Consider the following 20,131-nt stretch of genomic DNA (forward strand, 5'->3'; position numbering starts at 1 on the left):
AGAAAGGATGGGGAAACAAGCGATGCGCATACTGCATACGGCAGACTGGCACTTCGGGCGGTCGCTCGAGGGTCGCAGCCGATTAGAGGAACAAGCGGCTTTCGTAGACGAGCTGGCTTCTCTCGTTAAGGACGAAGGGATCGATTTGGTGCTGCTCGCAGGCGATGTCTACGATTCCGTCAACCCGCCGGCAGCAGCGGAGCAGCTGTTCTATGAAGCGGTTGCCCGATTAGCCGATGGCGGCAAGCGGACCGTAGCGGTGATCGCGGGCAATCACGATCATCCGGAGCGGGTATCTGCATCTGCACCGCTTGCAGCACGCAGCGGCATTCGGCTGGTAGGGATGCCGACAGACCAACCGATTATCGTCGATGTTGCCCGCACGGGAGAGCAAGCAGTTATTGCAGCTTTGCCTTATCCGTCGGAATCCAGGCTGCGCGAGCTGCTAAGCGAAGCGACCGATGAGGCGCTTTTGCGCACGGCCTATTCGGAGCGAGTGGGGCGGCTTATGACGCAGCTTGGTGGTGCTTTTCGCAGCGACACGGTGAATTTGGCGATGAGTCATATTTATGTGCTTGGCGGTTTGGAGACCGATTCCGAGCGTCCGATTCAAATCGGCGGCGCTTATACGGTTGATCCGTCCGCACTCCGAATCGGTGCGCAATATGTGGCGCTTGGTCATTTGCATCGTCCCCAGCGGGTAGCCGGCGATGAGACGATGCGTTATAGCGGTTCGCCGCTTGCCTATAGTTTCTCAGAAGCAGGCCAAGCGAAGTCGGTTACGGTATTTGATGCGGAGCCGGGTAAGGTAGTTGTGCCGCAGGAGATTCTGCTTCGCTCAGGCAAGCCGCTCGTGAGTTGGAACGCTAAGGGCGGTCTGGCCGAAGTATACAGCTGGCTCGAAGAAGGACGCGATGCGCGTGCATGGATTGATCTGGACGTGTGGATGACGGAAGCGATGACGCTTCAGCATATCCAGCAGCTGCGCAAGCTGCATGACGGACTGATCCATATCCGTCCGATCTATCCGGAATCTGCCGAAGCGCTGGAGTCAGGCGAACGTTCGCGTGAGCAATTACCTGCCGAAGAACTGTTCAGACGTTTTTTTGCCAAGCAGACCGGAGGCGGAGAGCCTGATGATCAGACGGTTCAGTTGTTCTTGGAGCTTATTGCCGAAGAGGAAGATTTGCAAAGCGGCGACAATGGCGTAACGTCATCCGACGACGAACTGGTGTCGGGAGGCGAGCGCGTATGAAGCCGATATCCCTTCGATTAAGCGGATTACAGAGCTATCGGGAACCGCAGGATGTCGATTTTGAACGGCTAACCGAAGCCGGCGTATTCGGTATCTTCGGTCCGACCGGGAGCGGGAAATCCAGTATTCTTGACGCGATTACGTTATCGCTCTACGGCAAAGTTGAACGGGCTGCGAACGGGACGCAGGGCATTATGAATCAAGCGGAGAAAACGCTCGCGGTGTCGTTCACGTTCGAGCTCTCCGGTGCCGGAGAGAAGAAGCGTTTCCGTGTTGAACGGCAATTTAAGCGCGGCGGCGACGTGTCCGTCAGCAATACGATCAGCCGTTTCGTGGAGATTACCGAAGCGGGCGACGTCGTTCTCGCGGATAAACTCGCTGATGTGACGCGCTGCGTGGAAGCGCAGATTGGTCTTCATATGCAGGACTTCACGCGCGCGGTTGTTCTCCCGCAAGGGAAGTTCGCGGAGTTTCTGTCGCTGACCGGCAAGGACCGACGCTCGATGCTACAGCGTCTGTTCCGTTTGGAGCGGTTCGGCGACGGCTTAGCGCTGAAGCTTAGCCAGCGCATGAAAGCGGCGGAAGCCGCGCTCAATGAGGCGGCGGCCGAGCAGCTTGGCCTCGGCGACGCTTCTGCCGAAGCGGTGGCTGCCGCGGAGGCCCGTTACCGCGAAGCGGCAGCCGCAGCCTCGGCAGCGCGCGCCGCGCTTGCCGAAGCGGAGCGGCTGCACGCGGAGCGCCTGCATGTGCGCGAGCGCCTGAGCGCGCTGCGCGAGAAAGAGGCGCTGCAAGCGCAGCTGCTCGCGGAAGCGCCGCGCGTCGCGGAGCTTGAGCGCGAGCTTGCGCGCCTCGCCGCCGCGGAGCGGCTCGCGCCCGCGCTCGGCGCAGCCGCCGCGGCCGAGGCGGCGCTGCGCGCTGCCGCCTCGCGCCGCGAGGCCGCCGGGCTGGCGCACGCCGCCCGGCTTGAAGCGGCCACGGCCGCAGCCGCCGCGCGTTCGGCGGCCGCCGCCGAGGCCGCGGCCGGCGAGCCGCGCCTGGCGCAGCGGCTCGAGCAGCTCGCGCAGGCGCAGCGGCTCGAGAGCGAAGCCGCCGCGCTTGCGCGGAGCGTCGCGGACGGCGAGCTGCGCGCCCGCGAAGCGGAAGAGCGCAGCCGCACCTACGGCGAGCAGGCTGCCAAGGCGCAGGAGATGCTCGGCAAGGCTGCGGCCAAGCAGGGCGAGCTGCGCCGGGAGCTGAAGGCGGTGGAGCTTACCGCCGCGGACCGGGATAAGCGCAATGCGCTGAGCAAGAGGCTGCAGCAGCATAATCACTTGCATGCTCAAGCTTCGGCTGCGCATTCAGAACGGAACGCTGCGGTTGAGCTGCACAACCAAGCGCAGCTTCGGATGGAAACGGCGCAAGCCGAGCAGCGTCAAGCGGCGAGCGAACTTCTCGGACAGCTCCGGCAATTGAAGCCGGTATATGCTTCTTTGACAGGCTTGAACCATGAGCTGAGTGAATGGAGCCGGTCGCTGCCGCAGTGGGTGGAACGCGTCCGCCGGGAGCAGCGCGAGCAGCAGCGGTTACAGCTGGCTTCGCAGCTGGCGGAAGGCTTGACGCAAGGCGAACCATGTCCCGTATGCGGCTCATGTGTACACCCCGGTAATCATGGGATTGCCGCCGAGGATCAAGCTTCCGCTGGCGATACGGTGCTTGCTGCATGGGAGCTGGTGACCCAACAAGCCCAGCAGCTGCAACTGCGCCTATCACCCTTGCATACTAAAGCCAGTACTGCATTAGATCGGCTAACCGATACGATCGATTCGGTTTCAAATGTTTCGCCTTCGTTAGACTCGGGATCTGATGACTCTAACTCTATTGATTCTGATTTCAGTTCGACGAAGATGTTAGATAAAGCAATGCCGGAGGCTGCCGCTGCAGCCGAGGTCGCCGAAAGGCTTACATCGGATGACGTAGCTTCTGCCGAAGCACTGGCAGCACATAAAGCAGCCTTTAAGGCTATTGCTGAAATGATAGCCATGCACGAAAACTGGCTTGCTAGTGCGGAGAAAGGTTTTGCCGGCAGCCGAGGCCGGTTCACGGAAGCCACTCGAATAAGTGAACAGTACGCCAACGACTATCGCACCCAAGCTGCGCTTTCGGATCGCGCGCAGGTTCAATATGAGCAATGCGCGAAGGAATTGAAGCAGGAACAAGCTTTGTGGTTGGAGCAATTCGGAGCCGCCTTGCAGCCGTCGCAAGGGGATGAGCTTCTTCAAGAGCTGGAGCGTCGTGAAACAGCTGCACTTGAATTGCGAAGCCGCCTTGAGCGGAGCGTCAGTTACATCGAGGATACGACGCGGACGCAGCAAGAAAGTGCGAACAAGTCACAAGCGGCTCAGCTGGAATTCGCGACTCTGTCGGCAACGCTTGCCGGCCAGCAGCAGCAGTTAGGCGAGAAACGCAGCCAATTGCATAGCATTACTAACGGAGTCTTAGCAGCAGGATTAATTACGGAAACAGAACAAGAATTGTCTAGGCTGCGAGCGAATCTGAAGACGCTAACCGATCGGCACGAAACCGCACAGCAAGCTTTGTCGGAAGCGGCGCAGCAGCGGAGTGCTGCTGAAGAGGCGGAATTCGCGGCTGACAATCGGCATAAGGAAACAAGCGAGGCTTGGCAGGAAGCCTTAGCGGCGTCCCCGTTTGAGAGCAGCGAGGAAGTCACTGCTTTGCAGCCAATGCTTGTCCATCAATCCCGGATTAAAGAAGATGTCGCCAAATATCATGAAGCGCAGCAGCAGTTAGCCGCGCAAGTGGAACTGCTTCGAGATCAACTGCAAGGACGCAGTCAAACCGAAGAAGAATGGCTAGAAGCGGTTGCTCTGCTAGAGCAAGGACGCGCGATGAATGAGAGCATGCTGCAAGCGGCTGCCAAAGCCGAACGGGATAGGGATGAGCTGAAAGCGAAACAGGAACGGTGGAATGGCCTGGAAGCGAAACGTCTGGAGATGGAGCAGCTTTGCGGCAGACTGAAGTCGCTGCAAACCGTGTTCCGGGGGAATGCATTCGTAGAGTATGTCGCCGAAGAACAGCTGGTACAAGTATGCCGAGCTGCTTCCGAACGGCTTAGCTTCTTGACGAAGCGCCGCTATGCGCTTGAAGTCGATTCCAGCGGCGGCTTTGTCATTCGAGATGATGCCAACGGCGGCATTCGCCGTCCGGTTTCGACGCTCTCCGGCGGAGAAACCTTCTTGGCATCGCTGGCGTTGGCACTTGCATTGTCAGGTCAAATTCAGCTCCGCGGCAAATATCCGCTGCAATTTTTCTTCTTGGACGAGGGCTTCGGGACGCTGGATCCGGAGCTGCTGGATACGGTTATTACCGCGCTGGAGAAGCTGCATAACGATACGCTGTCCGTGGGCGTCATCAGTCATGTACCGGAGCTGCGGGCACGCTTGCCGAGACGGCTTATCGTTATGCCTTCCGAACCGTCGGGGCGAGGCAGCCGGGTCGAACTCGAAACGATGTGACGGAACTGTTAACGTTGCTCCATTCCGGTTGCATTCGCGAGCGGAAAACGCTAACTTAGTGGAGGGCCCTTACCGCCAAACCAAGCATAGGCGCCAATCCTAATCGAACTAACCTTTTGGAGGTAACACCGTGGAGGAGCACAAGCCAAAACGACCGATTTTCACGCCAGTCGTCCTTATTTTGCTTACATTCAGTTTAATCGGCAACGTGTTTCTATACAGCCGTTCGATTCAACATGACAAGGATGAACGCATCAGCCGCGGTACGTCGATCCTGCAGTCCGGCAATGATGCCAAGCTTTACTTTGATCAAGTGACAGCTGGACTTGAGGATTTACTGAAGCATCAGGATATTCCTACCCGGTTGGCAGCCAAGAGTTTGCTGATTGCTGCGTACCATAAGAGCTCTGCCATCACGACTTTTATTAAAGAAGCGGAGACCGTGAGCGGCGCAGAATTCCCGGCAACGAAACGCAATGCAGCCACGTTCTTGGAGCAATCGGAGAAATCGCTGCAGACGCTCGGCAATCACACGGGTCCGCTGACGAATGAGGAACGAATCTACTTAAAATCGCTATTAGCCGTCAATCAAGCGTGCGCGGCAGAGATGGCAACCTTCAAGCATGATACGATATCCGAAACGACCTCCCTGACGATACTTGTCGATGAAGCGTGGGTCAATTCGGGGAAGAAGCTGGTGGAATTTATGAACAAGCCGGCGAATGTTATGTTTGGCAAGTAGTTGGAGTCAAGAAAGGCAGTTCTCCAAGTGCGAAATTGCACTGGAGAACTGCCTTTTTTCATTTCTTATTTCTTATACCCATCCCTAACTCCACAGCCTTGCTTCAATTCTTAATGCCCTTCGAAATAATCTCAACATCCACCTTCGTCTGAAAATCGGTTTTCGGGTAAACAGTCTCCCAGTCGATCGATTTCCAATAGGCGGGATGGAAGGCAATCAAGTCTCGGCCGATGCCAAGTGCATCGGAATTCGAGCGCCGAAGCACTTTCGTAACCTGTTCGGTTTCAGCAGTTAGCAGGCCAGAGAGGCGTTTGTTTAAGTCTGCGATGACCTTTTTATCGGCTAGATTGTCCTTTCCGTATTCAATAACGGAAGCTTTCAGCGACAGCTGCAGCTTAACGGTTACGTTTCCTTCGGCATTAATCGAGACATGCTTGGAGCGCTTTAACTTCACGATATCGATGGAGATGTACTCCTTTATATCGCCAGGCGCGTTCTTTTCTCCATCTTCTAAGTTTCGGGTCATTACGCAGATACCTTCGAGCTTGCCGCTTAGCAATAACAGCATCATGGATTGGTTGGCATTCAGGTGATACCCGGTATATTTGCGATTATTCATCAGTGCGACACCATCGATTTCGGCGCGGCTTCCGACCTTCTTCAAGATGGGCAGGACCGAATCCCGGCCCGGATCGAAGAAGATGGGAAAGACGGAATGCAGGGTCACGTTTGGAATCGCTGTTTCATAACGCGCGCTGATGATGAGCTTTCTCAGGTATTCGCCTGCCGTCGCCGACCCGAATCGTTCCAGTCGAATTAAGTCGCTGGCTTTGCCTTGCACGATCGCAACCATCGATAGCATCGGATCTGCGGAGCTTCGGAATGTGGCATCGAGCAGCGAGGCCAAATCTTGGCGTGCCAGCTTATCGCTGATCAGCATCACTTGATTCTTGGAGGTGGCAACAGGTCCGGCCAATTGCACGCCGATTTTCTTATATAAGGATTCCTCCATCGTAGCGCCTGAGGCCGAGATAACCTCATGTGTCGGAGCCGACCGCTCTTTTCCCCCGGGTGATTGTATGGTTACGGTCGTCACGATCTCATTGTTATCGTTCAAATCCAGCGATGTGGCATAGATTAGCTGTAAGTTCTTTAACTCATTATGGTAGCTGCACCCCGGAACCGTCAGTACAGTGAACAGACATGACAAGAGCAGAACGGTTCGCTTCATGCAGCCTGACCTTCCTTTTTACCCGTCATCCAGGCAATTAGCAGCAGGGCAACCGGGAATCCGAGTACGAAATAAGCTCCGAATTCAATCATTTTCGTTAAATGCGCGATCCCGGTGTCCGATCTCCAGAACAACCCTCCGATACAGATGAGCGGAGTCATGTAATAGATGGCGACTTTTTGTTTATTACGATGAAACAGGTGACCGAGCCCTTTACAGGTCGCATATACATAGCTCGTTAATGTCGCCGTTACTTTGACCAGCCACAAAGACAGAAACAACAGATCAAGCCGCTCCACGAATGGCAGCGAAATTCCATTCATGTAGTAAGGAACCGGCTGCGGAACGCGGACCAGCGCTTCCGGGCTAAAGTTAAAGGAGCAGGTGAGCACGACGACGAGGTAGAAAAATGCAGCCGAACCATTCGCCCATAACATGGGTGCGATTAAGCTTTTCCCATTCTTCTTGACGTCGGAATTGATGACAAGCAGAAGCTCAAAGCCGAGAAAAGAGATCACGGAGCTCTTCATTCCGAGCAATATGGCGCTCCAGCCGCTCTCGCCGATCGGCAGCAGGTAGCGGTAATCAAAATTATCGTGGCCGAAGCACAGCAAGGCCAGCATGAGGATGAGGATGAACGATATCAAAGTATGGTAACGTGCGATAATAGCGGCGCTTTCCTTGGCGAAGTAGAGGAGGATTACGCCATTTGCGATAATGACAAGCCATGGATTGGAGAAGGGGAGGATCCACAATTCCACGAACACCATCTCCAGAAGAAGGATCAAAGTGGAAGTCATCGTAAAATAAGCGACATAGACGATAGTCACTAAGCTTCCGACCCATTTTCCAAGCAGAAACGGCGCAAATTCAAATAAGTTTTTCTGTGGGAAGCGGGCGCAAAGCGCAACATAGCAGAGCAGCAGAAGCTGAATGACGCCTCCTGCCAGGATCACAGATATCCAACCATCCGGTCCGGCCGCAAGGTGCAGCAGATAAGGGAAAGCAAGCACGCCAATCCCGACCTGTGTTTGTAAAATAAAGCCGAACAACTGAAAACGTGACATGCTGGTTCACTCCTGCTTGGACGTCTTGTTGCCAAACATCCGAATAGGCAGCTGTATTAGCGCGGGCAGCAGACGCCGGGGCTCTAATGGTGCAAACGGATAGAAATAAGGGACGCCATACGATTCGAGTTTCGTGAGATGCATGAACAGCAAGCTGAAGCTAAGCGCGATTCCTACAAATCCGAGCATCGCGGAAGCAAACATAACCGGAATGCTGACAAGCCGAAGGGCGAGCCTCATTTCTTGGGAAGGTAGACTGAAAGAGGCCACCGCCGTTAGTGCTATGACGACGATCATCGTTGTGGATACCAGGTTCGCGTTAACCACTTCCGTTCCGATAACCAAACCGCCAACGATCGACAGTGTAGAGGCAATTGATTTCGGCAGACGGAGTGCTGCTTCCCGCAGCAGCTCCAGCACGATGATCATGAATAACGCTTCGATTAACGGATCGAATGGAATATTTTCAAGCGAAGCTTTGAGTGAAAACACGAGATCAATCGGCAGTACTTCGAAGTGGTTGGATACGATCGCAATATAGATCGATGGAAGCGCGACGGTCAGCAGCATGCTAATGTAGCGAAGGAATCGGAAGAAAGTCCCGTTCCACCATCTCGATACGTAATCGTCCGGTACTTGAAAAAACATAAAGAAGGTAACCGGAAGGATTACCGCCATCGCATTGCCGTCAATTAACAGCACGACTCTGCCCTCCATTAAATGAGACACCGTTGTATCGGGGCGTTCAGAGAAAAGCGTTTGAGGGAAAAAGGAGAATGCGCTGCTCTCGAGCAATTCCGTAATCTGGCCGGCAGACTTTACGAAATCAACGGAAATTCCGGCGATTTTGGCTGCGATTTGCTCTACCACGTTGGGATCAGCCACTTCTTGCAGATAAAGGAGTGATACATTCAGCGAGCTCTTCGCACCGAGCACATAATTTCGTTCCACAAGCTCTGCCGCCGTTAACCGCTTTCGGATGAGCTGAGCATTGATCACTAAATCATCGACAAATCCTTCGTGAGAGCCGCGTATCGTTTGTTCGTTTTGCGGTTCGGCAGCATGGTCGGTCAACTGGATGCTGACATCTGCCAGCATGATCTCGGTGCATTGATCCAGCAATATCGCACATTTACCCTGCTCCATCCCCTCGGCAGCGGAGTGGAAGTCGGTTACGCGCTGCAAATCCAAGATAGGGAGCACGTCTTCAAGGCGATTCTCAGTCGCACGCTGAATGGGTTTAAGTACGCTGTTTTGCAGACGCTCTCGGTCTGTGTAAGCAATATGGTAAAGGATGCAGCCTTTGATGTCCTGCAGCCGAAATTCTCTGCTGTAAATATCGCCGGGTGCCTTGAAAACATCGGTTAAGCCGCGGATATTCGACTCCAGATCAGCGGAAGTCGGCAAAGCATGAAGATTAGCCATCGCCACAATTCCTCCACATAGCCCGATTAATCCATTTGAGTATGTACCATTATTGGTGTTTTCATCCAAAAATAGTAGGGCTGCCCACTGGAGCTTGACCCAATAAGCCTGCCGCCAAAAACAAAAAAGCCGAGAACGGAATAGCCGTTTCTCAGCTCTTTACAATGACCGGTAAGATAAATCAATTAATAGGCGCCCCAGCAGCGCCTATACGCCGTTCTACAGCTCCGCAGCATGTCTTCTTGGCTTCGATGCCTGCTCTTGCGATAATTCCGCTATAAGCCGCTCCGCCACGCGCCGACCGCTTGAGAAAGCCCGCTCGGCTAGCTCGCCTTTCCCTTCACAGCCATCGCCGCAGAAGTAGAACGGCATGCTTTCAATTCGATTTGGCACAAGCCGGTTGCCCGCAATGTTTTTCACACTCTGAACCATTGCTTTCTTGGATACCCGTTTCACGGCAACGGCATCCCGCCAGTTCGGATAATGGCGATCAAATAAAGACTCCATTTGCTGCGTACGTTCTTCCAAGTAGGCTTTGCGGTCTACATCGCTGCTGCTCTCGTCGCTTAAGTAAGCGATGCCCTGCAGCAGCTGTCCGCCTTCCGGCACGAGGGTGTGGTCAGTGGCCGATACATCCGAAATAAACAGCTTATGGTTCATATCGCTAATATAGCTGAAAGGCCTTGCAACAACGTGATTCAATCCAATGTCATAGACCATGACTTCGGTTGCCGTATTTTGCTCGTAAGGGGCCAGGAATGGCTCCCAAGGCGTCCCGCGCAGCAGCTTAACGACCTGCTGAATCGGCATCGCGAATATGACGCGATCGAAGGTTTCTTCTCGTGCTTTTGTATTCAGCACATACTTGCCCTGCTCATAACGGATGCCGTCAACACCCTCCTGAAGCGCGATTGACCAGCGCTCGGATGAGTTGATTTTGTCGCGCAGCTGATTCGTTATGACCGCCCAGCTGCCCAGCACATAGTTCACGGGCCGATGCGATAGAAACAAATTATGATAATAATCGCTGATGACTGTACCCGGCACACGTCGTGCATCCTCCGGCGTAATGAAGAAGTTGCTGCACACCAGATGCTCCCACAGTTCCTTCACATCTTCTGCCGCACCTGATTCCGCTAAGTAATCGCCCAGCGTCGCGTAATGCTTAACTTGGTGAATATTCGCCATTATGGCTGTTATTTCACCGACGAAACGGACCTTCTGCATGGGGGTCAATATATCGGTTTTTACTAAATTCACAAAATCCAGCGGAGCAGGGGTCAGATGCTCACCTTTCTCATACATGACTTTGCGTTTGTCCACTTGTTTGCTGCTGAAATCCAAGTGCAGCTCGCGCTCCATAACCGAGAGTGTATGCCGGTCCAAGCCATAAATAGCGTGTGCCCCGTAGTTCAGCGTAAAGCCTGCCTTCTCATACGTGAAAGCGCGTCCGCCAAGCTGCGGACTCCGCTCGAATAGAACACCACTGACGCCGGGCTGCTCTGACAAGTATGCGGCAGCGGTTAATCCCGCAAGTCCGCCTCCGATAATGGCAACATTCATTTCCGATCTCCTCCTAGTGACAAGCGGCCGGGTTTTGCTTGCAGGTTTGCAGCGTGACGAGCAGCTCGTCCAATCCAGCCCTTGGCAACTTATGTCCTTTCACATTATACGCCGCTTGATTGAAGCCAATCTATCTCATTTCTGACTGATAGACTTGCCGATTCGGCATCGGTTTTCTAAGGGACAAAAGCCCATTTTTAGCGCTTGAAGGCGCCATTTGCCTACGGGCGAATATCATGGTAGGAGAATGAAGGAGGTCATGATCCGCATGGAAAAGAAGGTTTCAACGTCGCCGGTAGGGAAAACGCCAAACCAGCCGATGTCTAACAAATCGTTGTCCAACAAATCGATGCCTAACAAGTCGATGCCTAACAAGTCGATGCCCAATCAGCCCATGCCTAACCAGCCGATGCACAAGCAGTCAACTGCAATGATGCCGGCGAAGCACGACAACATGCCTATGGAGAAGCATGAAATGAAAAAAATGTGCCAAGACCATATGCACCGTTACGTGCTCGTGCAAACACGTGACGGCTGGTGCTGCGATGGGATTGTTGAGCATATCGATGACGAATGCGTCTGTATTGCCGTGCCATACTGCGGCCCCCATATGGACCGTGCATTTTTCCCTGGAGGAGGCGGGTTTTTCCCACCCCCGTTCTTTCCGCGCCGCCGGTTCGTTCGGCAAGTGTTCCCGCTTGGCGGATTGCTCGGCTTATCGCTGCTTCCGTTTTATTGGTAAGCGTGACTATTTTCTTGGTTTTGTTAGAGCCGGCGTTCCACGGGGCGCTGGCTTTTTGCACGTGCAAGAGCCATGATTCCGGATTGGACTTGCCCTTTATTTTTCGCTATGATGGACGAAGAATTGTAAACTCGTGAAAAGGAGCAGAGTCATGGACTGTATATTTTGCAAGATTATAGAAGGAAGCATTCCTTCAAAGAAAGTGTTCGAGAATGAACGCGTACTTGCTTTCCACGACATTCAGCCGCAAGCACCGGTACATACACTGATTATTCCGAAGAAACATATCCCGACGATGAATGACGTTACAGATGAGGATGACGCAGTAATGGCGGAATTATTCACGGTTGCGCGTCAGCTTGCGAAGGAGCTGGGCGTTGCTGAATCGGGCTACAGAGTTGTCAATAATTGTAACAGCGACAGCGGACAAATCGTGTTTCACCTGCATCTTCACCTGCTCGGCGGAGAGAAATTAAAGCCTTTGGGTTAAGTGTATAAAAATAGCATCGTCTTTCAAGTTGACACTGCCTTTCCTTATAACATATAATTTAGTTTGATGAACCGTGTTAACTTTTACTGGACGGTCTGATTCGGAGGGAGGGAAAACTGGTGTCTGAAACAAAAGTTCGCAAAAACGAGACGATCGATGCTGCACTCCGCCGCTTCAAACGTACCATCGCAAAGGATGGCGTATTGGCCGAGGTGAAGAAACGCAAGCATTATGAGAAGCCTAGTGTCAAGCGTAAGTTGAAGTCCGAGGCTGCGCGTAAGAGAAAGTTTTAGGAGGATCCTTCCACAATGAACCTTAGCGAACGATTAAACGACGATATGAAGCAAGCGATGAAGAGTCAGGAAAAATTCAAGCTCACCACAATTCGAATGATACGAGCTTCTATCAAGAATTTGGAGATCGACTTGAAACGTCCGCTCGAAGACGCAGAAGTGCTTGATATCTTAAGTCGTGAGATCAAACAACGTAAAGATTCCCTCCAAGAATTTCAGAAAGCCGGCCGCGACGATCTCACGAAAGATGTCGCAGCAGAAATTGAAATTATTAGTGTATACCTGCCTCAGCAGCTGACCGAAGAAGAGATCAAGTTGATTGTTCAGCAGACCATCCAGGAAACCGGTGCTTCTTCCAAAGCCGAGATGGGGAAAGTCATGAGCGCACTTTTGCCTAAAACAAAAGGGCGGGCTGATGGTAAACTAGTAAACACATTTGTGCAGCAATTTCTGCAATAAACATAGGCTGACAGCCAAACACTCCCCGTAAGGGGAGTGTTTTTTCGTTTTATCTGGGCTTACTCCAATCAAGACCTATTGACCATTTGCCCAAACTAGCCCAAAATTAGGCTAACCTATAGAAACGAGGCATACAGCAGCATGTTGCGTAATTGGAAAGAAATTCTAATGTTAGCCATTCCATCGCTTGTCTCATTTGCAAGTATGACGATGACCGGTACCATTAACTTGATTTTGGTCGGACAGCTCGGAGCACTTATCATTGCTATTGTAGGCGTATCCAACATCATCATGTATAACGCTTTCGCATTGTTCTCCGGTATCGGGCACACCGTCAATTATTTAGTCGCACAGAATCACGGCGCAGGTGATATGAAAAAGGGCATTCAGCGAACGTACATCGCCATGTACATGTGTCTCATTTTTGCCTTGCTGATTGCAGTGGTCGGCTGGATTGGCGCAGATGATATTTTGCGCTGGACGGGCGGCTCGAAGGAGCTGGTTGAAACCGGCGATTTCTATTTGGAGCTGCGGTTTTACGCGATGTCCTTTGGTATCGTCAACTTTGCGTTCCATGGTTTTCTGCGCGGCATAGGCGCAACCAAGTTGTCCATGGTCGTTTCGCTTCTTGTCAATGTACCGATAATTTTGCTTACGTACACCTTGACCTTCGGCCATTGGGGAATGCCTGATCTCGGATTAACGGGAGCCGGAATTGCCATATTAATCGGTGAAGGTTTGCAAACGCTTATTTGCGTCTTTATCTTCTTCATCGTGCTTCACAAGAAATATCACACCCGCAGTCGTATTGCTTTCGCCATCCAGTGGATGGAAATGAAGCTTCTGATGATCGAGAGCGGAAAACTCGGCATTCAAGAGTTTTCGCTGAGCATCTCGATGTACATCTTTACCGCTTTCGTGGCAAGGCTTGGCGATCATGCCCTGGCCGCCAATGAAGTGGCGTTAAGCATCATGTCCTTCGGATTCATGCCTGCATTTGCGTTCGGCTCGACCGCGACTATTCTCGTCGGCCAGCATGTCGGCAAAGGCACACCGCTCAAGGGACGCCGAGTCGGTACCGATACGGCGATATTAGGCTCGATCTTTCTTATTTTGCTCGGCACAGTTGAATTTATTTTCTCTAAGCAAATTACGCATCTCTATACGAATGATCCCGAGGTCTATAAGCTCGCTGCACATCTGATTCAGATTTCTGCATTCCTGCAGATCTTTGACGGGCTTCTGAACTTCTATGCGGGCGGTCTGCGAGGAATTGGAGATACCACATTCCTGCTTCGTGTATCCTTCGTCGTAAGCTGGTTTATTTTCGTTCCGCTTGCCTATGTGTTCATCTTCGTCTTTCATTGGGGCAGCATGGGGGCATGGCTCGCGCTCTATGCATTCCTCATGGTATTCGGCATAGCAGTGATGGTGAGGTTCTATCGAACCGATTGGACCGCAGTCCGTCTGAAGGAAGCCAGCCATTAATAACTGAAACGAATTGGTGTCATGTACGTAACATTAACTTAGGTTATAAGCTTGTTAATGTACAAGGAGGGACTGGCGTGCAGCTTGCCCAAAGGTGGAGATTGAAATTGGTGCTTCCTGCTCTGATGGCGCTGCTTTATGTGATGGCGATGGCTATTCCGGCCTTTGCCGCAAATGGCGACTCAGACAGCGCATCGGTAGGCTCAACCATTTACATCGTGAATGTGAAGCAGACCGTTGAATCCGGCTTGCAGAAGACGCTGGAGCGGGCTTATCAGGAAGCCGAGGATGCAAAGGCTAAACGTATGCTGATTGTTCTCAATACGCTTGGAGGGCGGCTGGACAGCGCTCTGGAGATCGGAGAACTAATTAGAACGAGTAAGGTGCCGACAACGGTATATGTGCAGGGGAAAGCCGTTTCAGCCGGGACATACATTGCCCTAAACGCAGACGAGATTATTATGCAGCCCGGCAGTACAATCGGAGCGGCAGCCGTTGTGGATGAATCCGGTGAGCTGGTCACGAATCCGAAGACGCTTTCTTTCTGGACGGAAGAGATGAAAGCGGCAGCACTGCTGAACGATCGCGATCCTAATATTGCAGCAGCGATGGTGAACTCGAATCTGGAGCTTGAATTGAGCGCTCTCGGGCGTACGAAAGCCAAAGGCGACATTCTTACGTTATCTGCCGGAGATGCGCTGAAAGTAGGCTATGCGGAGTTTACGGCGGCAACGGTGGATGACGCGCTCGCGAAATTGAATCTGCCGCAACCGAACATTGTGAATTACGAAGTCAGCGCACTTGAGCGGGTCGGACAATTCTTAACGCTGCCAATCGTTATGACGCTGCTGCTGATTATCGGCATAGCAGGCGTTGCGATCGAGCTGATGATACCGGGATTCGGAGCTCCGGGCATCATTGGCGTCATCGGCTTCGGACTGTATTTCTTCGGCCATTATATTGTTGGCTTTGCGGGACTTGAGGATGTGATCCTGTTTATTATCGGGATCTTGCTGCTTGTCTCGGAACTGTTCGTACCGAGCTTCGGGATACTGGGTATACTTGGTTCTATATCGTTAATTGCCAGTGTGCTCATGGCAGCGCCGAATCCGAAATCGGCCGGTTTATCACTCATCGTGGCTGTCGTTGTTGCGGGTGTTATCGTATTCATCATCGCCAAACGGTTTGCACATCGCGGGATATGGAATAAATTCATTCTGCGTGATCAGCTGACGACGGCTGAAGGGTATATCTCAACGGCAAGCAAAGTATCGTATCTGGGGATGAATGGCAAGACGCTGACACCTCTGCGTCCTGCAGGAACCATTCGAATTGGCGATAGCCGGATAGACGTTGTCACATCAGGGGAGTTCATTCCATCCGGTGCCGACGTTACGGTTATTAAAGTCGAAGGCGCACGTGTCGTTGTCGCCCAGCTTGATGAGAAGAACTAATTAATTGGAGGGGTTTACATGACAGTCGATCCAACTGTAACGATTGTAATTATTGTAGTGCTAGCGGTCATCGCATTATCCGTATTTCTAACCTTCTTCCCAATTATGCTATGGATTTCTGCGCTTGCTTCAGGTGTGCGAGTCGGAATCATTACGCTCGTTGCGATGCGCCTTCGCCGCGTTGTTCCTAGCCGGATCGTCAATCCGCTAATTAAAGCGACGAAAGCCGGTCTTGGGCTTACGATTAATCAACTGGAAAGCCATTTCCTAGCGGGCGGTAACGTTGACCGTGTCGTCAACTCCTTGATTGCCGCGCAACGCGCGAACATCGATCTTGAGTTTGAACGTGCCGCGGCAATTGACCTCGCAGGACGCGATGTACTGCAGGCTGTTCAGATGAGCGTTAACCCGCGTGTTATCGAGACGCCTACGGTTGCGGCCGTAGCGAAGAACGGGATCGAAGTGAAGGTTAAAGCGCGAGTAACGGTTCGTGCGAACATTGAACGTCTGGTCGGCGGTGCCGGTGAAGAAACGATCATTGCGCGTGTCGGTGAAGGGATTGTAACAACCGTCGGTTCCTCTAATTCGCATAAGGATGTTCTGGAGAATCCGGATTTGATTTCGCGTACAGTACTTGGCAAAGGTCTTGATGCCGGAACGGCCTTCGAAATCTTGTCGATCGATATCGCGGATGTTGATGTAGGCAAGAATATCGGCGCGCATTTGCAAACCGAACAAGCGGAAGCGGACAAACGGATTGCGCAAGCGAAAGCCGAGGAGCGCAGAGCGATGGCTGTTGCGCATGAGCAGGAAATGAAAGCGCGCGTTGTTGAGATGCGTGCGCTCGTTGTGGAATCCGAATCGCAAGTTCCGCTTGCGATGGCTGAAGCGCTGAAGCAAGGCAAGATCGGCGTGCTCGATTACATGAATTTCAAGAATATTGAAGCCGATACCAGCATGCGCAATTCGATCGGCAAAACAGACGCGTCGGCGCCGGAAAAAGAAGAACGTTAATCGCTGACCCATTCTTGAGATGACAACGATAATCTGAAGGGGGTGAGCGTTTGAATGAGCTGATCAAGCTGTTGGTTTCCAACATCTACGTCGTTATCGTGCTCGTAGGTTTTCTGCTTACGCTCATAAACAAAATGAAGAACAAGCCGGGCAATCCGAATACGCCAAGTAATCGGATGCCGCCGTTCGGGGGAGAGCCTCCTCTAAGACGGCCGGCTGCGTCTCCGGTGGATTCGCGCCCGGTACAGCCGCAACGGCGGCTTGTCCAACAACGGCCCGTAGAGCCGTCCCAGGAGCCGCGACAAGTCGTGTATAAGTCGCAGTTCGATACAGCCGGCGAAGAAGGCGTCAGCTCTGAGTATGCGGATCCTGGGTTGCTGCAACGTACCGTGCAGCCGGTTCGCGGAAATGACAGAGCGCCACTTCCCAGAGCCGCTCAAGCAGGGCAGCAGCCAAAGCAGGCGGATAGCTTCCGCGTTCCGCAAGGCGATGAGCTGCGCCGTGCATTTATTATGGCGGAAGTACTGGGCGCACCGCGTTCGAAGCGGCCGCTGCGCAAATAACGAAATGGTTAGCAAATGGCTGTATGAAACAGAATCAAGCAGAACCGACCCGATTGGGTCGGTTTTTTTGTGTTTGATTGGTGTGCACGCGGCCATATTCCTCATATTTGGGGCCGCTCTCGCATAATTTGGTACAGTACGGGAAGGGGGCTTCTGCCTGCATGCGCCGATTAAATCGCAAACTGCGTAAGATGGCAGCGGATCTACTGGATCTGCCGCCGGATGTCGTAATGGATTTGCCACGATTAACGATGATCGGCGACCGCCAATTATACATCGAGAATCACCGCGGCGTACTGCATTTCTCCAGCGACAAGCTGCGGCTGGCGCTCAGTAAAGGAGAATTGGAAGTGACGGGCAGCGAGCTGGTCATTCGTACGATTTGGACAGAAGAAGTGTTTATAGAAGGGGTTATTAAACATATCGAAGTGCGAGAATAGGGGGCAATTGTAATGAATGCGACATGGATGCAGTGGCTCCGCGGATTTGTATCGATTCGTGTACGCGGCGGGGCTATAGAAAAGCTTGTGAATGCTGCTCTGGCGAAAGGGCTGCAACTGTGGTCCATTCGCCATACAAACGATCGCGAGCTCGTTTGTTATCTTCAGGTCAATGATTTCTTCCGGCTTCGTCCGATTCTGAAAGAGACAGGCTGTCGCATTCACGTCACGTCGAGGCAAGGATTGCCATTCTGGCTGCTGCGTGTGCGGAGACGCGTTTTTTTTGCGGCGGGGCTCGTCCTTTTCTTCATTGGCATGTACTTGCTCTCCTCGCTCGTCTGGTCCATTGATGTGAAGGGGAATAACCGTTTGTCGGAGGAGCAAATTCTTCAGGTGGCCAAGCAGGAGGGGCTGTACCCGTTTCAGTGGTCGTTCCGGCTTGATGATGCCTCTGTATTGTCCAAGCGTCTCGCACAGAAGCTGCCGGGAGCAGCCTGGGTAGGCGTGGAGAAGCGGGGGACGCGCATAACGATACAAGTGGTCGAGACTTCGGTTGCAACGCCGAAAATCCCTCAGAATCCGCGGCATCTTGTCGCTTCAACGGATGCTGTTGTCACCAAAATATTAGCAGAGACCGGGAAGCCGGTCGTGAAGCGTAATATGAGGGTGAAGCAAGGAGATATTTTAATCTCCGGTTTGCTTGGGGATGAGAATAATACCGCAGCTGTAGTCGCGAAAGGCGTTGTGAAGGGAGTCGTATGGCATGAATACGACATCGTTTCTCCGCTTGAGCGTACGATGAAAGTCTATACAGGCGAGAAGAAGGTCATCTGGTATGGTGTCGTGGCAGGCAGAGCGCTTAAGGTGAGCGGGTTCGGCAAACCCCCTTATGCCATGTACGAGAGCATCAAGCAGGAAGAGAAAGCGGCTTGGCGGACGATGAGTCTTCCGTTTGGAAGGATCAAAGAAACGATTATGGAAGTGCGGATGGAGCACCAAACCGTTGGCGTAGAAGAGGCTAAAGCGGAGGGCATTCAGCAGGCCAGAGCGGATTTAATAGCGAAGGTAGGGCCTGATGCAGAGGTGCTGGCCGAAAACATTTTGCATGAAAAGACGGAGAATGGTAAAGTTTATATGAAAGTGCTTTTTGAGGTGGATCAGTCGATTGCGATAGAGAGACCGTTAGTTCAGATGCAAGGGGATTGAGTATTTTTGCAAAATGAATTCAAAGTAGCCAAAATTCCACTTGCAAACGCAGCGGAAGGACTTGCTCTGCTAGGCCCGCAGGATAAATTTCTGCGATTAGTCCAGCAGCAGACATCGGCGGACATTATGTCTCGCGATGCGGAGATTTCCATTTCAGGGCCAACGTCCGAGGTGGATTCTATTGAACAGCTTTATACCGTTTTGCAGCAGCTTATAAGAGGCGGATACTCGCCGACAGAGCGCGATATCGCTTACGCCCTGGATCTTTCCAAGACGATGCAGGCCGAACAATTGCTAGACCTCTTCAAAGCGGAAATTACGACAACGTTTCGCGGCAAACCGATTCGGGTAAAAACGATTGGCCAGCGCCATTACGTCAAAACGATCAAGAAGATGGATATCGTATTCGGTATCGGTCCGGCCGGTACGGGTAAAACGTATTTGGCAGTCGTGCTTGCCGTAGCGGCATTGAAGGAAGGCTCGGTCAAACGGATCGTGCTGACCCGTCCTGCTGTTGAAGCGGGCGAGAATCTCGGATTCCTCCCGGGCGATTTGCAAGAGAAGGTTGATCCGTATTTGCGGCCGCTCTATGATGCGCTTCATGATGTGCTTGGTCCGGACCAAACGACCAAGGCATTTGAACGAGGTCTCATCGAAGTGGCGCCGCTCGCCTATATGCGTGGACGGACACTTGAGGATTCATTTATTATTTTGGACGAAGCGCAGAACACGACACCGGAGCAGATGAAAATGTTTCTGACGAGGCTCGGGTTTGGCTCCAAAATGGTCATTACCGGAGACGTCACCCAGATCGACCTGCCGCGCGGCAAGCGCTCAGGACTCATCGAAGCACAGCGCATCTTAGCGAACATTCCGGAGATCGGCTTTATCTTATTTACAGAGCAGGACGTTGTCCGTCACAGCCTCGTCCAAAAAATCATAACCGCCTACAACATCGACGCCGAAGCACAGAGTTAAATCCTGCTCTCCAGTTGGCAGTAAGCCGCATTAAGCGGTAGGTAAGCCTTGTGACCGGAGGTCACAAAGCGACTCCTTGCACAACGTAACGCTAGCGGCACGAATGCAGCAGCATTCCACTCGGGGCATCAAGCCGGGGAAGGACGCCGCATGAAAAGTGCGTCCGCGTCAGCGGACGAAAACGAGCCAACGTCGAAGTATGGCCGAAG

At 52.7% G+C, this 20,131-nt stretch carries 18 protein-coding genes; 14 read left to right on the forward strand and 4 right to left on the reverse strand.

The features are described 5' to 3' along the window. Positions 1-22: 22 nt before the first annotated feature. The 3 genes from AC6ESO_RS09320 to AC6ESO_RS09330 all read left to right on the forward strand — a co-directional run bounded on the left by AC6ESO_RS09320 (position 23) and on the right by AC6ESO_RS09330 (position 5,509). Positions 23-1,255 carry an exonuclease SbcCD subunit D gene (locus AC6ESO_RS09320; RefSeq protein WP_497091161.1) on the forward strand — a complete coding sequence of 411 codons (1,233 nt, stop codon included), beginning with the start codon at positions 23-25 and terminating at the stop codon, positions 1,253-1,255. Continuing rightward, positions 1,252-4,767: an AAA family ATPase gene (locus tag AC6ESO_RS09325; protein ID WP_497091162.1), complete on the forward strand. Its 3,516-nt coding sequence runs from the start codon at positions 1,252-1,254 to the stop codon at positions 4,765-4,767. The genes AC6ESO_RS09320 and AC6ESO_RS09325 overlap by 4 nt, the downstream gene beginning before the upstream one ends. Positions 4,768-4,897: 130 nt before the next feature. Continuing rightward, positions 4,898-5,509, forward strand: a complete 612-nt coding sequence (locus AC6ESO_RS09330; RefSeq protein ID WP_497091163.1) for a hypothetical protein — start codon at positions 4,898-4,900, stop codon at positions 5,507-5,509. Between the two features lie 103 nt (positions 5,510-5,612). On the opposite strand, the gene AC6ESO_RS09335 is transcribed toward AC6ESO_RS09330, so the two are convergent. The 4 genes from AC6ESO_RS09335 to AC6ESO_RS09350 all read right to left on the reverse strand — a co-directional run bounded on the left by AC6ESO_RS09335 (position 5,613) and on the right by AC6ESO_RS09350 (position 10,795). Then, positions 5,613-6,740 (reverse strand): Ger(x)C family spore germination protein, encoded by a 1,128-nt coding sequence (locus AC6ESO_RS09335; protein ID WP_497091164.1) that lies wholly within the window; start codon positions 6,738-6,740, stop codon positions 5,613-5,615. After that, positions 6,737-7,807: a GerAB/ArcD/ProY family transporter gene (locus AC6ESO_RS09340; RefSeq protein WP_497091165.1), complete on the reverse strand. Its 1,071-nt coding sequence runs from the start codon at positions 7,805-7,807 to the stop codon at positions 6,737-6,739. Before AC6ESO_RS09340 ends, AC6ESO_RS09335 begins: the two co-directional genes overlap by 4 nt. 6 nt (positions 7,808-7,813) lie before the next feature. Further along, positions 7,814-9,232 (reverse strand): spore germination protein, encoded by a 1,419-nt coding sequence (locus AC6ESO_RS09345; protein ID WP_497091166.1) that lies wholly within the window; start codon positions 9,230-9,232, stop codon positions 7,814-7,816. Positions 9,233-9,451: 219 nt separating this feature from the next. Continuing rightward, complete coding sequence (locus tag AC6ESO_RS09350) at positions 9,452-10,795, reverse strand: FAD-dependent oxidoreductase (RefSeq protein WP_497091167.1); 1,344 nt, start codon at positions 10,793-10,795, stop codon at positions 9,452-9,454. Positions 10,796-11,063: 268 nt separating this feature from the next. Between AC6ESO_RS09350 and AC6ESO_RS09355 the strand changes: the two genes are divergently transcribed. The 11 genes from AC6ESO_RS09355 (at position 11,064) to AC6ESO_RS09405 (ending at position 19,922) form a co-directional block, all read left to right on the forward strand. Continuing rightward, positions 11,064-11,537 (forward strand): hypothetical protein, encoded by a 474-nt coding sequence (locus tag AC6ESO_RS09355; protein WP_497091168.1) that lies wholly within the window; start codon positions 11,064-11,066, stop codon positions 11,535-11,537. A 151-nt stretch (positions 11,538-11,688) separates the two neighbouring features. Continuing rightward, entirely contained in the window at positions 11,689-12,027 is a 339-nt protein-coding gene (locus AC6ESO_RS09360; protein WP_494818706.1) for an HIT domain-containing protein, read from the forward strand. A gap of 119 nt (positions 12,028-12,146) precedes the next feature. Next, positions 12,147-12,320, forward strand: a complete 174-nt coding sequence (gene rpsU / locus AC6ESO_RS09365; RefSeq protein ID WP_090573672.1) for a 30S ribosomal protein S21 — start codon at positions 12,147-12,149, stop codon at positions 12,318-12,320. Between the two features lie 15 nt (positions 12,321-12,335). Continuing rightward, positions 12,336-12,779 carry a GatB/YqeY domain-containing protein gene (locus tag AC6ESO_RS09370; protein ID WP_090979935.1) on the forward strand — a complete coding sequence of 148 codons (444 nt, stop codon included), beginning with the start codon at positions 12,336-12,338 and terminating at the stop codon, positions 12,777-12,779. Between the two features lie 141 nt (positions 12,780-12,920). Beyond that, on the forward strand, positions 12,921-14,267 hold the full coding sequence (locus AC6ESO_RS09375) for an MATE family efflux transporter (protein WP_497091169.1): 1,347 nt from the start codon (positions 12,921-12,923) through the stop codon (positions 14,265-14,267). A 77-nt stretch (positions 14,268-14,344) separates the two neighbouring features. Then, the gene (locus AC6ESO_RS09380) at positions 14,345-15,721 is read left to right on the forward strand and encodes an NfeD family protein (protein WP_497091170.1); all 1,377 of its coding nucleotides are present in this window, start codon (positions 14,345-14,347) and stop codon (positions 15,719-15,721) included. Between the two features lie 18 nt (positions 15,722-15,739). Further along, the gene (gene floA / locus AC6ESO_RS09385; RefSeq protein ID WP_494818710.1) at positions 15,740-16,735 is read left to right on the forward strand and encodes a flotillin-like protein FloA; all 996 of its coding nucleotides are present in this window, start codon (positions 15,740-15,742) and stop codon (positions 16,733-16,735) included. 50 nt (positions 16,736-16,785) lie between these two features. After that, a complete protein-coding gene (locus AC6ESO_RS09390; protein WP_497091171.1) occupies positions 16,786-17,298 on the forward strand; it encodes a hypothetical protein in 513 nt (170 codons plus the stop codon). A 161-nt stretch (positions 17,299-17,459) separates the two neighbouring features. Next, positions 17,460-17,738 (forward strand): sporulation protein YqfC, encoded by a 279-nt coding sequence (gene yqfC / locus AC6ESO_RS09395; RefSeq protein WP_090979929.1) that lies wholly within the window; start codon positions 17,460-17,462, stop codon positions 17,736-17,738. A 12-nt stretch (positions 17,739-17,750) separates the two neighbouring features. Further along, entirely contained in the window at positions 17,751-18,944 is a 1,194-nt protein-coding gene (yqfD, locus tag AC6ESO_RS09400; RefSeq protein WP_497091172.1) for a sporulation protein YqfD, read from the forward strand. 6 nt (positions 18,945-18,950) lie between these two features. Further along, complete coding sequence (locus tag AC6ESO_RS09405) at positions 18,951-19,922, forward strand: PhoH family protein (RefSeq protein ID WP_091219660.1); 972 nt, start codon at positions 18,951-18,953, stop codon at positions 19,920-19,922. Positions 19,923-20,131: the final 209 nt, after the last annotated feature.

Source organism: Paenibacillus rhizoryzae (genome assembly GCF_059686995.1).

What these genes read in the sequence shown, in the direction of transcription:
- AC6ESO_RS09320 (WP_497091161.1), top strand. Translation starts at nt 23, where the DNA reads ATGCGCATACTGCATACGGCAGACTGGCACTTCGGGCGGTCGCTCGAG.
- AC6ESO_RS09325 (WP_497091162.1), top strand. Translation starts at nt 1,252, where the DNA reads ATGAAGCCGATATCCCTTCGATTAAGCGGATTACAGAGCTATCGGGAA.
- AC6ESO_RS09335 (WP_497091164.1), bottom strand. Translation starts at nt 6,740, where the DNA reads ATGAAGCGAACCGTTCTGCTCTTGTCATGTCTGTTCACTGTACTGACG.
- AC6ESO_RS09340 (WP_497091165.1), bottom strand. Translation starts at nt 7,807, where the DNA reads ATGTCACGTTTTCAGTTGTTCGGCTTTATTTTACAAACACAGGTCGGG.
- AC6ESO_RS09345 (WP_497091166.1), bottom strand. Translation starts at nt 9,232, where the DNA reads ATGGCTAATCTTCATGCTTTGCCGACTTCCGCTGATCTGGAGTCGAAT.
- AC6ESO_RS09350 (WP_497091167.1), bottom strand. Translation starts at nt 10,795, where the DNA reads ATGAATGTTGCCATTATCGGAGGCGGACTTGCGGGATTAACCGCTGCC.
- AC6ESO_RS09355 (WP_497091168.1), top strand. Translation starts at nt 11,064, where the DNA reads ATGGAAAAGAAGGTTTCAACGTCGCCGGTAGGGAAAACGCCAAACCAG.
- AC6ESO_RS09360 (WP_494818706.1), top strand. Translation starts at nt 11,689, where the DNA reads ATGGACTGTATATTTTGCAAGATTATAGAAGGAAGCATTCCTTCAAAG.
- AC6ESO_RS09370 (WP_090979935.1), top strand. Translation starts at nt 12,336, where the DNA reads ATGAACCTTAGCGAACGATTAAACGACGATATGAAGCAAGCGATGAAG.
- AC6ESO_RS09375 (WP_497091169.1), top strand. Translation starts at nt 12,921, where the DNA reads ATGTTGCGTAATTGGAAAGAAATTCTAATGTTAGCCATTCCATCGCTT.
- floA (WP_494818710.1), top strand. Translation starts at nt 15,740, where the DNA reads ATGACAGTCGATCCAACTGTAACGATTGTAATTATTGTAGTGCTAGCG.
- yqfC (WP_090979929.1), top strand. Translation starts at nt 17,460, where the DNA reads ATGCGCCGATTAAATCGCAAACTGCGTAAGATGGCAGCGGATCTACTG.
- yqfD (WP_497091172.1), top strand. Translation starts at nt 17,751, where the DNA reads ATGAATGCGACATGGATGCAGTGGCTCCGCGGATTTGTATCGATTCGT.